Origin of the sequence: Paenibacillus sp. HJGM_3 (assembly GCF_045062745.1) — a bacterium.
Lineage (GTDB): Bacteria > Bacillota > Bacilli > Paenibacillales > NBRC-103111 > Paenibacillus_AA.
Map to the genome: position 1 here is coordinate 125,198 of NZ_JBJGED010000016.1, position 15,206 is coordinate 140,403.

The following is a 15,206-nucleotide window of genomic DNA, read 5'->3' on the forward strand; positions in this document are numbered from 1 at the left end:
AGAGCCCTAGACGTTGCTAAATTATGCTAGATTACCCGTTTTTATCGGATAAAGAAATCGTTTTGCAAGCTGATCAGCTTCTCGATCCACGCGATCACCACATGCGGGATGAGACCCATGGCCACCGTAGCTGCGACACATATCCAAACGGCGATCTGCGCCGGAACGGTTGAACGGAACTCCGACTCCGCGTATGTCGAGCGCATGAACATTTGCCGGATGATGCCGAAGTAGTAGTAGAACGAGACGACGCTGGTGCCGATTAGAACCGCCGCCAGCCAATATTTGTGCACCTGCAGCGTACCGAGCAGGATGTACAGCTTCCCGAAGAACCCGCCTGTAACCGGCAACCCGGCCAAGGACAGGATCAGGATCACAGCCGCCACCGCCGTGAGTGGGGCCCGGTAATACAGCCCGGCGAAGGCGGAGATTTCTTCATTCTGCGTCGACTCACTGACCATCATGTAGACGGCGATGATGCCGATGTTCATGAACATGTAGGCGATCAGGTAGAACAGGAACTCGGTGAAGTTCGAATAATGCACGATGCCGTATTGCGTCGAGATCGGGACGAGCAAGTAGCCCGCATTCGCGATCCCGGAATACGCGAGCAATCGTTTCATGCTGCGTTGTCGGAGCGCAACCGCGTTCCCCACGATCATCGCGACCCCCGCCACGACCGAGAGACCGAGGAAGATATCCTTGTGAATATCCGATTGTAAGAAAGGACCGAGTGCAAACACGCTGTACATGATCCGGAACGTAAGCGCGAGTGCCGCCGCCTTGGATACCACGGCGAGGAAAGCCGTTACCGGCGAGGCGGAGCCCTCATAAACATCCGGCGCCCATGTATGGAACGGGGCCGCGGCAATCTTGAAGCCGAACCCGGCGATCAGCAGGAAGGCGGCCAAATATATAATCGCCTTGTAGTCCTCGTAACTGCCGGAGAGCGCTTGGTTGATCTCCGAAATATTCGTCGAGCCGCTGATCCCGTACAGGAACGACATCCCGTACAAAACGATCGCGGAAGCGATCCCGCCCTGCACCGCGTACTTGAACGCTCCTTCGTTGGCACCGAGATGCTTCTTGCGGATGCCTACCATCACGTAAGATGTGATGCTGAGCAGCTCTAGCCCGATGAACAAGGTGATCAAGTCGCCCGAGGACGCCATCATCATCGCCCCCACAAGCGCAGGCAGGAACAGGTAGTAAAACTCGCCCTTGTGCTGAATCTCCTCGTCCTTGACCCGGCCCATGCTCATCAGGATGATGAGTCCGGTCCCGGCAAGCAGCAGCAGCTTGAACAAGTTGGCGAAATCGTCAATCACGTAGCTCTGGCCGAGCAGTTGGATCGGTTCGATCGATGTGTTCAGCTGGGTCGCTTCATCGACCGTATTGAGCATCCGGATGTCTTGGATTACGAACAAAGCCGAGATCACAATCGCGACTAGGGACAGCCAACCGATCACATTGCGGTTGGATCGGTTCGGCATCATCAGATCCAGCAAGGAAAAAAAGATAGCGGCAATGACTAGTGTCAGCTCAGGCGCGAGATGGGCCAGATCGGCGAATTGCAATCGTTGTAGCGTCTCCATCGGTCTATCCCCCCACCTTCGCGATACTTTGGATCCATTGATCGAAACCGCTCACCGTATTGTGCAGCGTCTCGCTCAAGACCGCGGGGTAAACGCCCAACAGAACGATGAACGCCACGAGCGCGATCATCGGGACCGCCTCGACCAGCCGTGCGTCCTTCAAGGAACGGAACGATTCCTCGATCGGGCCGTAGCTGATCTTCAGAATCCCTCGCAGCACGTAAACGGCTGTGAAGATGACGCCGAGCGTTCCGACGATCGTAATCGCCGGCATGGTATCGAACAAACCCAGGAACGCGAGGAATTCGCTCACGAAGCCGGACAGGAGCGGCAGCCCGAGTGACGCCATGCCCCCGATCATCAGAATCCCGCAGATGAACGGCAGCGAGGCGGCGAGTCCGCCCAATTGTCCGACCTCCGTCGTTTGCGTCCGTTCGTACAAGCTCCCTACGATCAAGAACAAAAGCGCGGAGATGAGTCCGTGTGAGATCAGTTGGAAGATTGCGCCTTGCAGTCCGATTTCATTGAAGGCGGCGATCCCCAGCAGGACGATGCCCATATGGCTAATACTCGAGTATGCGAGAATCAGCTTGAAATCCCGTTGGCGGAACGCTAGGATCGCACCATACAAAATGTTGATGACCCCGAGGACCGCGAGTCCGACCGCCCACCCTTTCGCTTGCGCCGGGAAGAGCCAGATGCCGAACCGGATCAGGCCATAGGCGCCCATCTTCAGCAAGATTCCCGAGTGAATCATAACGACGGAGGGGTGCGCTTCTTTGTGGACGCGCAGCATCCATGTATGGAACGGGAAGATCGGCAGCTTGATGCCGAACGCCACCAGCAACATGAAGAACAACGTCCATTTCATCGTGTCGCTGAGGTAGAACGGATTGTCCGGGATCGTCTCTTCCGTGGCGTTCACGAACGACTCCGTATCCTGGAACAAGTTTTTCGCGATCACGTCTACGTTCCCGCTATAATAGAAATTCGTTCCCTGGTCCGTCTGCTGCATCGTGAACCCGGCGGTATTGACCAGGATCAGGAAAGCGAGCAGCATGATGGCCGAGCCGATGCCGTTGTAGATGAGGAACTTATTCGCCGCTTTCTCCCGATCGGTGTAGCCCCAGATCCCGATGAGGAAGAACATCGGGATAAGCGTCAGCTCGAAGAAGAGGAAGAATAAGAACAGATCCCTCGCCATGAACACTCCGAACATCCCGATCTCCAGCAAGAGGAACCAGATGTAGAACGCCTTCCACCTTTTCTTCAAATGCACGGAAGCGAGCGCCGCCATCGCCGTAACGAGCGCGGTCAAGAACACGAGCGGCAGCGACAGACCATCGACCGACAGCGAGTAATTGAACTCGTAGAAGAATTCGTTCAGGGAGCTGATCTCCCCTACTTCCTTATTGAGCGGAAGCTTGATCCATGTCACATCTTCCTTATACTGCATCTCGTCCGTATCTTGCTTGAAGTCGGCGTACAAGAGGCCGGAGAGCAAGAGCGGCACGAGCGTCGCGATGATCGCAACGGTCTTCAGCGCGCGGCCGTTATGCTTCGGGATGAACAGCAGCACCAGAATCCCGAGCAGCGGAGAGAAGGCTATCATCGATAAGATCGGCCAGTTCTCGAACATGTTAGATGAACCTCCTTCCGACGATCGCGAGCGTGAGGATGAGCAGTCCGATCAAGGTGATCAAGCCGTATGTCTGCATTTGCCCATTCTGCAAGCGAGAGCCGATTCGACCTACGCCTTGGACCGCGGAAGCCGACAGCTTCACGAGACCGTCCACGACGTATTCGTCGAACACGTTCAGGACATTGCCGATCCCTTTCAGCGGCCGAACGATGATGACGTTATACACTTCGTCGACATAATATTTGTTTTCGACAAGCCGGTGCAGCCATGGAGCCGGGCCGGAGATTATTTCCCTGGAAATGCTGTTCTTGATGTAGATCAAATACCCGAGTCCAATCCCCAACAGACCGACAACCGTCGACAAAATCATGACCAGTGCCGCCCCGTCGTGTTCCCCGGCTTCTTTCCCGGTCAGCCATTCCCCGAACCACCCATTGAACGGCGTCTGCACGAACCCCGCGACAACCGCCAGAACCGCCAAAACAATAAGTGGAACTGTCATTACAGCCGGCGATTCATGCGCTTCGGCGTGCCCGCGAGACTTGCCCATGAACACGAGGAAGAACAGGCGCGACATGTAAAAGGCGGTGAAGAACGCCGCTACGAGGCCTACCGTAAACAGAACCCAATGTCCGCCATGATACGCCTCGGCCAGGATCGCATCCTTGGACCAGAACCCTGAGAATGGCGGGATACCCGATAAAGCGAGCGTTCCTATAGCGAACGTCCATGTCGTAATCTTCATCTTGCCGGCCAAGCCGCCCATCTCATGGATGTTCTGCGTATGCACGGCATGGATGACGCTGCCGGCTCCGAGGAAGAGCAGCGCCTTGAAGAAAGCATGCGTGAACAGGTGGAACATACCTGCCGTCACGGCCGTGCTGACGCCAAGCGCCATCATCATGTATCCGAGCTGGCTGACCGTCGAGTAGGCCAGGATGCGCTTGATATCGTTCTGCGCAACCCCGATCGTCGCGGCAAAGATTGCCGTGAAAGCCCCTACGTAAGCCACAATATCGAGCGCAACCGGAGACGCCTGGAAAATGTCGTACGTCCGCGCTACGAGATACACCCCGGCGGCGACCATCGTCGCGGCGTGAATGAGCGCACTGATCGGCGTCGGGCCTTCCATCGCGTCCGGCAACCAGGTGTGCAGCGGGAATTGACCCGACTTGCCCACCGCGCCGACGAAGATCAGCACCGCGATCCAATTGATGATGTGCTGCGGAATTTGCTGCTCCGACAACGCATTATGAATGCTGCTGAAGTCGAGCGAGTGGCTCGGTACATACCAGAACAGGAGCAGGAGGGCGATCAGCAGGCCGACATCCCCGATCCGCGTCATGATGAACGCCTTTTTGGCCGCCGCCCGCGCCTCCGGTTTGTAATACCAGAATCCGATCAGCAGGAACGAGCCCAAGCCGACGAGCTCCCAGAAGATGTACAGCTCCAACAAGTTCTCCGAAATGACCACACCAAGCATGGCAAACGTGAATAGCGCTACGTAGCTGAAGAAGACCGTCTTCCGCTCGTCGTCCTGCATATAGCCCTTGGAATACAGGTTGACGAGGAAGCTGACGAGCGACACGATGAGCAGCATGAGCGCATTCAGGTTGTTAATCTCAAAGCCCATCCGAATCGATACATCGCCGATCTTGATCCACTCAAGCGCGTTCCACGTGTAGTCGTCCACGCCGTCCCCGAGCCGTTCGATCCAGACGAGGAGCGATAGGATGAGCGAGGCGAGCGTCGCGATGATGCCCACATAGGCGCCCAGCTCTCGCCACTGTCGTCCGAACGCCGTCAGGATAAGGAAAGCGGCGAGCGGGAACAGCGGAATGAGCCACGCTAATTGTGAGTAGGATTCCATTCGATTTCCTCCTAGAAACGCAAAGTTTGCGTCGAAATCCGTTTACTTCTTCAACTGGTTCATTTCCGTCACGTCGCTCGTTCCCTTATTGCGGTACAACGCTACGAGGATGGCCACCGCGATCGCCGCTTCCGAAGCGGCAACCGCCATGTTGAACAGCGTGAAAATTTGTCCGGTCAGCGAGGGATTAACCCCCATCTTCGCGAACGCGATCAAATTCAAGTTGACTGCATTCAGCATCAATTCGATGGACAACAGCACGATCACCGCGTTCCGCTTGGACAGTGCCCCGTACAGCCCGATGCAGAACAAGATCGCCGCGAGCGTCAAATAAGGCAATATCGTATCGCTCATCGCTTAATCCTCCTCCCGCTTGGCCAACACGATGGCGCCGATGAAGGCCACCGTCAGCAGCACGGACATCAGCTCGAACGGAATGACGTATTTGTTATACAGCAGCTTCCCGATCTCCATCGTATTATCATCCACCTGCGGGAGATCCGCTTCTGGGAACGTCGTCTGCTGGACCGCGAAGAAAATAATGCCGAACAGCGCCAACGCGCCTATTGCAAGCAGCACTTCGTGTCCGGTCCGCTTGGGTTCCTCGTCTTGCTTCTTGTGCTGCGTCATCATGATGCCGAAGATCATGAGAATCGAGATCGCCCCGGCATAGATGAGCACCTGGACGAAGGCCACGAATTCCGCGTGCAGCAGGACGTAGAGGCCCGCGAGACTTAGGAAGGTCACCGCGAGCGAGACGACCATGTGCACGACCTTCGTGAAGCTGATCATGAAGATCGCGCCGCCGATGGCGAACAGGGCGAAGATGAAGAAGCCGATATTGGCTCCGCTGGAGAAAAAGGCAATGAGATTATCCAGCATCCTTCTTCGCCCCTCCCTTCGGTGCCACGGTGTTTTCCTTCCGCACGTTCGTGTTGTTTTCATTCAGCCATTCCATGTCTTTGAACAGCTCATCCCGGCTGTAGCTGGCGAGCTCGAAGTTGTTCGTCATGACGATCGCTTCGGTCGGGCATACTTCGGTGCACAGGTCGCACAAGATGCAAATTTCGAAGTTGATGTCGTACGAGTCGAGCACGAGCTTCACCTTGCTCTCTGGATCCGGGTTCTTCTTCCCGGTGAGCGTTATGCACTCCGTCGGGCAAATCCGCGCGCACTGGTTGCAGACGATGCACTTCTCGATATCGAGATGCTGAATCCCGCGGAACCGGTCCGGCATCTCCAAGGGGACATCCGGATATTTGTACGTTACTTTTTTCTGCGTCATGGTCTTGAGCGTCAAGCCCAGCCCTTTGATTATGCCTTTCATCTATCGTTCACCCCAATCGTCGTTGGTTTCATCGCAGCAGCTCCAGTACGATGGCCGACAGGAATACGTTCACCAAGGCTACCGGTAACAGCACTTTCCAACCGAGTCCCATCAGCTGATCGATCCGCACCCGCGGCAGCGTCGCGCGCAGCCAGAACAGGAAGAAGACGAAGAACGAGAACTTCAGCAGGAACCAGATGATGCCGGGGATGAAGTCCAAGAACGGGAACGGCGCGTACCAGCCCCCGAAGAACAAGATCGTCGTCAAGGCGGCGATCGCGAATACATAGACGTACTCGGCCAGCATGAAGAAGGCGAACCGGAAGCCGCTGTACTCGACATGGTAGCCGGCGACCAGCTCGGATTCCGCCTCCGGCAAGTCGAAGGGCGTCCGGTTCAGCTCTGACACTGCCGCGATGACAAACACGACGAGCCCGATAATCTGAGGCAGAAAGTTCCAGTCCCAAAACCAGCCTTGCTGACCCTCGACGATCTTGCGCAGGTTCAAGCTGCCAGTCATGAGTACAACGCCTGTCACCGAAATGACGAGCGGGATTTCATAGCTGATCATCTGGGCAGCCGAGCGCATCCCGCCGAGGAGCGAGTATTTGTTATTCGACGCCCACCCGCCGAGCACGATCCCGATGGTCGAAATGCTGGACAGGGCGGCGTAGTAGAGCAGGCCGACGTTCAGATCCGCGAAGCCCCAGGTGGATGTAAACGGATATGTGGCCAAGACGGTAAAGGCCGGCACAAACGTCAAAGCCGGCGCCAGAATGAACAGCTCTCGTTCGGCTGAACGGGGAATCGTATCTTCCTTAATAAGCAGCTTCAGGACGTCGGCCACCGACTGCAGTAAGCCCAGAGGACCGGTCCGCGTCGGACCGTGCCGGAATTGCATCCAGCCGATGACTTTGCGCTCGAAGTAAATCGCGTAGGTCACGAAGCCGAGAATGAGCAGGAGCATCAGCACGGCCAAGGCGACCATGATGCCGAAGTTCGCCCATGTCAGCTGTTCCGTCAAGAGGGACATCAGCAGTCCACCTCCCCGAGCACGATATCAATCCCGCCAAGAATGGTGATTAAGTTCGTCATCGATTGCCCAACCAGGAGCTTGGGCAAAATCTGCAGGTTGACGAAGGAAGGACGGCGGAACTTCAGCCGATACGGCTTATCCTTGCCCTTGGACACGATCTGACAGCCGATCTCCCCGCGCGGCGACTCGATCCGGACGTACACTTCGCCTTCCGGTGCGCGCAGTACCCGAGGCACCTTGCCCATTATGTCCCCATCGGCCGGGAATTGCTCGACCGCCTGCTCCAGAATGCGCAGCGATTGATGCATCTCTTCCAAGCGGACTAGGTAGCGGTCGTAGCAGTCGCCGTTCTTGCCCACCGGCACATCGAACTCGAAACGGTCATAGATGGAGTAAGGCTGGTCTTTGCGCAGGTCCCACTTCACGCCGGTCGAGCGCAAGTTCGCCCCACTCAGCCCATAATCGATCGCGGTCTTCGCATCGTATTGGCCGACGCCCTTGATCCGGGTGAGGAAAATCTCGTTGCCGCTGACCAGGGTGTTGTAATCCTTCAGCTTGCCTCGCATATAAGGAATGAAATCGCGAACTTTCTCGATCCAGCCGTCCGGCGCATCCCACTTCACGCCGCCTACGCGCATATAATTGTAGGTCAATCGCGCGCCGCACAGCTCGTTGAACATGTCTATGATTTTCTCCCGGTCGTTGAAAGCGAACAGGAACGGACTGAGCGCTCCGATATCGAGCAGATACGTGCCCCACCAAACCATGTGGCTCGCGAGGCGCTGCAGCTCCATTACGATGACGCGCAAGTATTGGGCGCGCTCCGGAATCTCCAGCTGCATCAGCGTCTCTACCGCATGCACGAGCACGAAATTGTTCGTCATGGCCGAGACGTAGTCCATCCGGTCGGTATACGGGATAATCTGGGTATAATTCAAATCCTCGGCCAGCTTCTCCGTGCCGCGGTGCAAATAACCGATCACGGGATTCGCTTCGGTGATGACCTCTCCATCCAGCTTCACGATGATCCGGAACACCCCGTGCGTGCTGGGGTGCTGAGGGCCGACGTTCAGCAGCAGTTCTTCAGTACGAATCAACGGTTACACCTCCGGATCCAGCGGTTCATAATCTTTGCGCAGCGGGTGCCCGATCCAATCGTCCGGCATCATGATTCTTCTCAGGTCGGGATGCCCCGGGAAGTCGATGCCGAGCAAGTCGTACACTTCCCGCTCCTGCCAATCGGCCGTTGCCCACACCGGAGTGACGGAAGGCACGGAAGGGTTCTCCCGATCCGTGCGGATCTTGAAGCAGTAATCTTGCTTCTTCTCCAGCGAGATCACGTACACGACGACTTCCATATGGGTCTCATAGTCCACACCCGACAAATTTCGCAAATAGTGCAGCGCTAACTCTTCGTTGTCGCGCACGAATTCCGCTGTACGCGCCCAATCTTCGGGGCGGATCTGCAGCACGGGCAAATCGCGGTCCCGCTCGTTGATCGACGCCTCCACCACCGCTTCCGCGCCTACATGCTCGCGGATCAGCTCGACCGCGCGGTCGAGCAGCGGCTGCTTCGGCGACGGCGCCTTCGGCTCCGCGGGCGCGCCCTCGGCCGCGCCGTCCGCCTTCGCGGCGCGCGCAGCGGCGCGGGCGGCCCGGGCTTCGGCGCGCGCCTTCGCCGCGTCGTCGGCATCGCCGCCCGCCTCCGCAGCCGCCGCGGGCGCCTCGCCCGTCGCGGCCGCAGGCGCGTCGCCGCCGGCCGCGCGGGCCTCGCGTGCCGCCGCACGGGCGGCGCGGGCTTCCGCCGCGGCCTTCAGCTTCGCCTCGCGCTCGGGATCGACCGGCTCGCCGCCTTCGGGCGCCGATGCCCCGCCGCCAGCCGCCGGCGCAGGCGCGCTCGCCTCAGCCGCCGGGGCGTCGGCCGTTGCCGCGCGCTCCGCAGCCGGCGCCCCACCGCTAGCATTCTCTGCCGGAGGCGTCTCGGCCGCCGGCTTCGCCGGCTCCTTCGCAACCTCACCCTCGGTGTTAGTGATTGCGCTTTCTTCTTTGCGTCCGTTCGACTCGTCGCTCATCGATGGATCACCTTCTTCCCGGTCTTCGCTTCGTAGCGAATTTTCTCCTGCAGCTTGTTGATCCCGTAGATCAGCGCAGCCGGGTTCGGCGGACATCCCGGGATATACACGTCCACCGGTACGACCTGGTCGACCCCCTTGACCACGGAATAAGAACGAATGTACGGGCCGCCGGCCGTCGCGCACGACCCCATGGCGATGACCCACTTCGGCTCCGGCATCTGATCGTACAGACGCCGCAAGAGAGGCGCCATCTTCTTCGTCACCGTTCCGGATACGATCATCACGTCCGCTTGGCGCGGAGACGTCCGGAAGATGACGCCGAAGCGGTCCAGGTCATAATGCGCCGCACCTGTACCCATCATCTCAATCGCGCAGCACGCGAGACCGAACGTCAGCGGCCACAGCGAGCTGCTGCGCGCCCACCCCTTGATTTGATCCAGGGTCGTCGTGAGGACATTGCGCTCCAACTCTTGTTGCTCATCCAATTTGATTGACTCTAAAGAGATGTCCATTGCAGCACCTTCTTCTTCCAGGCATAAATAAGACCCACGACCAGCAGCACGACAAAAATGAGCATCTCGACAAGCGCAAATAACCCAAGTTGGTTATACGCGACCGCCCAGGGGTACAAAAACACCGTTTCCACATCAAAAATGACAAACATCAGCGCAAACAAATAGTAGCGGATGTTGAACCGGACATGGCTGTCGCCAAACGGCTCGTTCCCGCTCTCGTACGTCGTTTGCTTTTCTTCCGTCGGCTTATGGGGCCTGAGCCAATTGCCGATCGTCAAGGCCGCGATGGGAAGCAAAATCCCCAAAGCTAGAAAGATGGCCACATAGACATAATTGTTTGTGTAAACCGCCATACCATCGCCTCCGGCTCACATGTTCGCCAACGCCCGCGAGCGGACGTTCGTCTTGCCATCCATCTATTTACTTTATCTTACGAATGGTGGCGCTTACCCAAATAAACACCCCTACAATTATACCAAATGCCCCCAGAATCGTCTATGTCCCCCGGTGACGATAATCTGTCCTTCCTTGTAGTCATTCACAACATTCAACTCCTGCATACCCAAACAAAAAAGCAAAGGATCGAAATCCTTTGCTCCTCCAGTTACACCTTCGATACGACATCCAACCGGTTCATCGCGCGTTGCAGCGCCAACTCGGCCCGGCGGAAGTCGATCTCGTCCTGCTTGCTGGCCAGTCGCTGTTCGGCGCGGCCTTTCGCTGCACGGGCCCGTTCCACATCGATATTGCCCGGAGTTTCGGCGGATTCCGCCAAAATCACGACCTTCTCTTTGCGAACCTCCATGAAGCCGCCATTCACCGCCAAGTGCTCGCTCGAGTTCCCCTTCTTGATCGTAACCGGGGCAATCTTCAGCGGAGTCACAAGCGGGATATGGTTCGGCAGGATGCCGAGTTCCCCGGCAGCGCCCTTGACGATGACCATATTCACATCCTGAGAATAGACAATCCGCTCAGGCGTTACCACTTCCAATAAAAAAGTACTCACGTGAATTCCTCCTGAGAGCTTTCGGGTGGAAAGCTTCCTCGTAAGCCGCGCTGCTTCCCCGGACGAGTCCCTGCAGGACATCCGCCCGGTTCAGCTGCGTTACGGAATTACTTCATGCTTTTTGCTTTTTCGACCGCTTCTTCGATCGTCCCTACGAACAAGAAGGCGGCTTCCGGCAGATCGTCATGCTTGCCATCGAGAATTTCTTTGAAGCTGCGTACCGTTTCTTTGACCGGCACGTATTGTCCCGGGAAGCCGTTGAACTGCTCGGCCACGTGGAACGCTTGGGACAAGAAACGTTGGATTTTGCGGGCGCGGAGGACGATGACTTTGTCGTCGTCGGACAATTCGTCCATCCCGAGAATCGCGATAATATCTTGAAGCTCTTTGTAGCGCTGCAGAATCTTCTTCACGCCTTGAGCGACTTGGTAATGCTCTTCGCCTACGATGTCCGGCTGCAGCAAGCGGGAGCTCGATGCCAGCGGATCCACCGCAGGGTAGATGCCCATCTCGGAGATTTTACGCTCCAAGTTGGTCGTTGCGTCCAAGTGAGCGAATGTCGTTGCCGGAGCCGGGTCGGTGTAATCGTCCGCCGGAACGTAAATCGCTTGGATGGACGTAACGGAGCCTTTCTTCGTGGACGTAATCCGCTCTTGCAGACCGCCCATCTCGGTGGCCAGCGTAGGCTGGTAACCTACCGCGGACGGCATCCGGCCAAGAAGGGCGGATACTTCGGAGCCCGCTTGGGTAAAGCGGAAGATGTTGTCGACGAACAGCAGCACGTCTTTGCCTTCCGTGTCGCGGAAGTATTCCGCCATCGTCAGACCCGTCAATGCCACGCGTTGACGCGCACCCGGAGGCTCGTTCATTTGCCCGAACACCATCGCCGTTTTGCTGATAACGCCGGAGTCCTTCATCTCGTGGTACAAGTCGTTCCCTTCACGCGTACGCTCGCCAACGCCGGCGAATACGGAGATCCCGCCGTGCTCTTGCGCGATGTTGTTAATCAATTCTTGGATCAAAACGGTTTTACCAACGCCAGCGCCGCCGAAGAGACCGATCTTGCCGCCCTTCGCGTATGGAGCCAGCAGGTCAACGACCTTGATCCCGGTTTCGAGAATTTCCGCTTGCGTGGACAATTCGTCGAATGCCGGAGCTTGACGATGGATCGGATTAACGACAGGAGCACTAATTTCGCCCGCGTTGTCGATCGGCTGACCCAATACGTTGAATACCCGGCCCAGGGTCACTTCCCCTACCGGTACGCTGATCGGAGCGCCGGAGTCAACGGCTTCCGTCCCCCGCACGAGGCCGTCCGTAGAGGACATGGCTACGCAGCGGGCTACGTTGTCGCCCAAGTGAACGGCAACTTCGACTGTAAGGTCGATGTCGGGCTCGTTCGGGCCTTGCGATTGCTTTTGAATTCTGACCGCATTATAAATTTGAGGCAGGTGACCTTTTTCGAACTCGATGTCGACGACCGGTCCCGTTACCTGCAACACGCGTCCCTTGTTCATTTTGTTCCTCCTTAAAACTTTTCGTTCGAAAAGTTACTTCGTAACCCTCATCCTGCGTTGAGTGATGCTAAACGTAACTAGCCCTGAGCGTTCGCTCCGGCTACGATTTCCGTAATTTCTTGCGTGATGGACGCTTGGCGAGCCCGGTTGTAGACCAGCGTGAGGTTGGTGATGATCTCCGTCGCATTGCGCGTCGCGTTGCCCATCGCCGTCATCTTGGCCCCGAATTCGCTCGCTTTGCCTTCCAGCAGGGCGCTGAAGATCAGCGTCTCCGCGTACTTCGGCAACAGCACATCCAGCACTTCTTCCGGTGACGGCTCGTATTCGTAGTTCGCTACAGCCGCAGCCGACTTGCTTCCCGTCATCTCCAGAGGCAGCAGACGGTTCAACACCGGCTCCTGGGAGATCGCGTTGTGGAACTTGTTGTATACGATGTAGAGCTCGTCGTACGCCTCGGCGATGTAATGGCTGACCGCCTTGGACGCGAGATCCTTGATATCCGCGAACTTCGGCGAATCGGACAGCCCCGTTACTTCCTCCAAAACCGGCATGTTCCGTTTCTTGAAGAAGTCGCGGCCCTTCCGCCCTACTACGAGCAGCACATATTCATTGCTGGACTTGTGCTTCTCGCGAATCGTCTGCATCAGCTTGCGCAGCAGGTTCGAGTTGTAGCCGCCGGCCAGCCCCCGGTCGGAGGTGATGACGAGGTATCCGGTTTTCTTGATGTCGCGGGACACGAGAATCGGATTCTTGATGCCTTTCGTCCCGGTAGCGATGCTGGTGACCACTTCCTGAATCTTCTCCGCGTAAGGACGTGCCGATTGAGCGGCCTCCTGGGAGCGGCGCAGCTTGGCGGCCGCCACCATCTCCATCGCCTTCGTGATTTGCTTCGTATTCTGAACGCTCTTGATCTGGCGTTTAATATCGCGCATTCCTTTTGCCATGCATTTCACCTCCACCCTTTCCCATGGGAAAGGTTACATCGTACGCTTCACACCGATTTTCGCACACATCTTGGGGCGAAATTCGGTAAGGGGACAAGCTTGGCGAAAGCGGATGCTAGGTCACATCCGCTTGCACAAGCCGGGTTATTATTTAAGCCGAAGGAGCGAATCCTTTTTTGAACTTTTCGATTGCTTCCACCAGCACAGTTTCGTTCTCAGGCTTCAAGTCCTTGGTGTCGCGGATCGAAGCATACACTTGCGGGAAGTTCGCGTCGACATAGGCGAGAAATTCGCGGTCGAAACGCTGCACGTCTTGAACCGGAATGTCGTCGAGGTGACCGCGAACGACCGTGAAGATGCTCACGACTTGCTTCTCTACCGGCAGCGGGTTGTTGTTCGGCTGCTTGAGGATTTCGAGCGTGCGCTGACCGCGGTTCAAGCGGGCGAGCGTGCTCTTATCCAAGTCGGAGCCGAACTGGGCGAACGCCGCGAGCTCGCGGTATTGAGCCAAGTCGAGCTTCAGGGAGCCGGAGACGCGCTTCATCGCTTTGATCTGCGCGGAGCCCCCTACGCGGGATACGGAGATACCGACGTTGATCGCAGGACGTTGGCCGGCGTTGAACAAGTCGGACTCCAGGAAGATCTGGCCGTCCGTAATCGAGATTACGTTCGTAGGAATGTAAGCCGATACGTCGGACGCTTGCGTCTCGATGAACGGCAGAGCCGTCAAGGAACCGCCGCCCAGCTCGTCGTTCAGCTTCGCAGCGCGCTCCAGCAAGCGGGAGTGCAAGTAGAATACGTCGCCCGGGTAAGCTTCGCGGCCCGGAGGACGTCTCAGGAGCAAGGACAATTCGCGGTAAGCGGCCGCTTGCTTGGACAAGTCGTCATACACGATGAGCGCATGCTTGCCGTTGTACATGAAGTATTCGCCCATTGCAGCGCCGGCATATGGAGCCAGGAACAACAGCGGAGACGGCTCGGAAGCGCCTGCCGTTACAACGATCGTGTACTCCAAGGCGCCGTTGCGGCGAAGGGTTTCCACCACGTTAGCGACGGTGGATTGCTTTTGGCCGATGGCGACATAGATACAGAGCACGCCATTGCCTTTTTGGTTGATGATCGTGTCGAGCGCGATCGACGTTTTACCGGTTTGACGGTCGCCGATGATAAGCTCGCGTTGGCCGCGGCCGATCGGTACCATCGCGTCGATCGCCTTGATCCCGGTTTGCATCGGCTCGTGAACCGATTTCCGGTCGATAACACCTGGAGCGTTCGATTCTACCGGACGGAAGTGCGTCGTGTTGATCGGGCCTTTTCCGTCTACCGGCATCCCGAGCGCGTTAACGACGCGGCCGAGCAGAGCTTCGCCGACCGGTACTTCCATGATGCGGCCGGTCCGCTTCACTTGGTCGCCTTCACGGATGTCCGTGTAAGGGCCCAAGATAACGATACCGACGTTGTCTTCTTCCAGGTTGAGGGCCATACCCACAACACCGTTGGCGAACTCGAGAAGCTCGCCCGCCATTACGTTCTCCAGACCATGAGCCCGGGCAATCCCGTCACCCACCTGAATTACGGTACCTACGTCAACGACTTGAATGTCGGATTGATAATTCTCGATTTGCTGTTTAATCAGCGTGCTGATTTCTTCAGGTCTGATACTCAACGAACCTCACCCC

Annotated in this window: 15 protein-coding genes; all 15 read right to left on the bottom strand. The window is 57.2% G+C overall.

Going from position 1 to position 15,206, the window contains the following annotated elements:
* Positions 1–41: 41 nt before the first annotated feature.
* On the bottom strand, positions 42–1,595 hold the full coding sequence (locus ACI5FR_RS18385) for an NADH-quinone oxidoreductase subunit N (protein ID WP_405456900.1): 1,554 nt from the start codon (positions 1,593–1,595) through the stop codon (positions 42–44).
* A gap of 4 nt (positions 1,596–1,599) precedes the next feature.
* Positions 1,600–3,234 carry a complex I subunit 4 family protein gene (locus tag ACI5FR_RS18390; RefSeq protein WP_405456902.1) on the bottom strand — a complete coding sequence of 545 codons (1,635 nt, stop codon included), beginning with the start codon at positions 3,232–3,234 and terminating at the stop codon, positions 1,600–1,602.
* 1 nt (position 3,235) lies between these two features.
* Positions 3,236–5,107, bottom strand: coding sequence for an NADH-quinone oxidoreductase subunit L (gene nuoL / locus ACI5FR_RS18395; RefSeq protein WP_405456904.1), 1,872 nt, complete (start codon positions 5,105–5,107; stop codon positions 3,236–3,238).
* A gap of 42 nt (positions 5,108–5,149) precedes the next feature.
* Positions 5,150–5,461 carry an NADH-quinone oxidoreductase subunit NuoK gene (gene nuoK, locus ACI5FR_RS18400; RefSeq protein WP_405456906.1) on the bottom strand — a complete coding sequence of 104 codons (312 nt, stop codon included), beginning with the start codon at positions 5,459–5,461 and terminating at the stop codon, positions 5,150–5,152.
* A gap of 3 nt (positions 5,462–5,464) precedes the next feature.
* On the bottom strand, positions 5,465–5,989 hold the full coding sequence (locus ACI5FR_RS18405) for an NADH-quinone oxidoreductase subunit J (protein ID WP_405456907.1): 525 nt from the start codon (positions 5,987–5,989) through the stop codon (positions 5,465–5,467).
* A complete protein-coding gene (nuoI, locus tag ACI5FR_RS18410) occupies positions 5,979–6,434 on the bottom strand; it encodes an NADH-quinone oxidoreductase subunit NuoI (protein WP_405456908.1) in 456 nt (151 codons plus the stop codon). The genes ACI5FR_RS18405 and nuoI overlap by 11 nt, the downstream gene beginning before the upstream one ends.
* 28 nt (positions 6,435–6,462) lie before the next feature.
* On the bottom strand, positions 6,463–7,470 hold the full coding sequence (nuoH, locus tag ACI5FR_RS18415; RefSeq protein WP_405456995.1) for an NADH-quinone oxidoreductase subunit NuoH: 1,008 nt from the start codon (positions 7,468–7,470) through the stop codon (positions 6,463–6,465).
* A complete protein-coding gene (locus ACI5FR_RS18420) occupies positions 7,467–8,567 on the bottom strand; it encodes an NADH-quinone oxidoreductase subunit D (RefSeq protein WP_405456910.1) in 1,101 nt (366 codons plus the stop codon). Before ACI5FR_RS18420 ends, nuoH begins: the two co-directional genes overlap by 4 nt.
* Before the next feature lie 3 nt (positions 8,568–8,570).
* Positions 8,571–9,638 (bottom strand): NADH-quinone oxidoreductase subunit C, encoded by a 1,068-nt coding sequence (locus ACI5FR_RS18425; protein ID WP_405456912.1) that lies wholly within the window; start codon positions 9,636–9,638, stop codon positions 8,571–8,573.
* Entirely contained in the window at positions 9,539–10,057 is a 519-nt protein-coding gene (locus tag ACI5FR_RS18430; RefSeq protein ID WP_405456914.1) for a NuoB/complex I 20 kDa subunit family protein, read from the bottom strand. The genes ACI5FR_RS18425 and ACI5FR_RS18430 overlap by 100 nt, the downstream gene beginning before the upstream one ends.
* Positions 10,042–10,413 carry an NADH-quinone oxidoreductase subunit A gene (locus ACI5FR_RS18435; protein WP_405456915.1) on the bottom strand — a complete coding sequence of 124 codons (372 nt, stop codon included), beginning with the start codon at positions 10,411–10,413 and terminating at the stop codon, positions 10,042–10,044. Before ACI5FR_RS18435 ends, ACI5FR_RS18430 begins: the two co-directional genes overlap by 16 nt.
* Positions 10,414–10,664: 251 nt before the next feature.
* The gene (locus ACI5FR_RS18440; RefSeq protein ID WP_405456917.1) at positions 10,665–11,066 is read right to left on the bottom strand and encodes a F0F1 ATP synthase subunit epsilon; all 402 of its coding nucleotides are present in this window, start codon (positions 11,064–11,066) and stop codon (positions 10,665–10,667) included.
* Positions 11,067–11,173: 107 nt separating this feature from the next.
* Complete coding sequence (atpD, locus tag ACI5FR_RS18445; protein WP_405456918.1) at positions 11,174–12,583, bottom strand: F0F1 ATP synthase subunit beta; 1,410 nt, start codon at positions 12,581–12,583, stop codon at positions 11,174–11,176.
* 77 nt (positions 12,584–12,660) lie between these two features.
* Positions 12,661–13,527, bottom strand: coding sequence for an ATP synthase F1 subunit gamma (atpG, locus tag ACI5FR_RS18450; protein WP_405456920.1), 867 nt, complete (start codon positions 13,525–13,527; stop codon positions 12,661–12,663).
* A gap of 151 nt (positions 13,528–13,678) precedes the next feature.
* Complete coding sequence (gene atpA, locus ACI5FR_RS18455) at positions 13,679–15,193, bottom strand: F0F1 ATP synthase subunit alpha (protein ID WP_405456922.1); 1,515 nt, start codon at positions 15,191–15,193, stop codon at positions 13,679–13,681.
* Positions 15,194–15,206: the final 13 nt, after the last annotated feature.

Coding starts and splice junctions, on each gene's coding strand:
- ACI5FR_RS18385 (WP_405456900.1), bottom strand. CDS start 1,595: ATGGAGACGCTACAACGATTGCAATTCGCCGATCTGGCCCATCTCGCG.
- ACI5FR_RS18390 (WP_405456902.1), bottom strand. CDS start 3,234: ATGTTCGAGAACTGGCCGATCTTATCGATGATAGCCTTCTCTCCGCTG.
- nuoL (WP_405456904.1), bottom strand. CDS start 5,107: ATGGAATCCTACTCACAATTAGCGTGGCTCATTCCGCTGTTCCCGCTC.
- nuoK (WP_405456906.1), bottom strand. CDS start 5,461: ATGAGCGATACGATATTGCCTTATTTGACGCTCGCGGCGATCTTGTTC.
- ACI5FR_RS18405 (WP_405456907.1), bottom strand. CDS start 5,989: ATGCTGGATAATCTCATTGCCTTTTTCTCCAGCGGAGCCAATATCGGC.
- nuoI (WP_405456908.1), bottom strand. CDS start 6,434: ATGAAAGGCATAATCAAAGGGCTGGGCTTGACGCTCAAGACCATGACG.
- ACI5FR_RS18425 (WP_405456912.1), bottom strand. CDS start 9,638: ATGTCCGCCGAACCCGGCTGCGCTGATCTACGGGATCAACAAGCTGCA.
- ACI5FR_RS18430 (WP_405456914.1), bottom strand. CDS start 10,057: ATGGACATCTCTTTAGAGTCAATCAAATTGGATGAGCAACAAGAGTTG.
- ACI5FR_RS18435 (WP_405456915.1), bottom strand. CDS start 10,413: ATGGCGGTTTACACAAACAATTATGTCTATGTGGCCATCTTTCTAGCT.
- atpD (WP_405456918.1), bottom strand. CDS start 12,583: ATGAACAAGGGACGCGTGTTGCAGGTAACGGGACCGGTCGTCGACATC.
- atpG (WP_405456920.1), bottom strand. CDS start 13,527: ATGGCAAAAGGAATGCGCGATATTAAACGCCAGATCAAGAGCGTTCAG.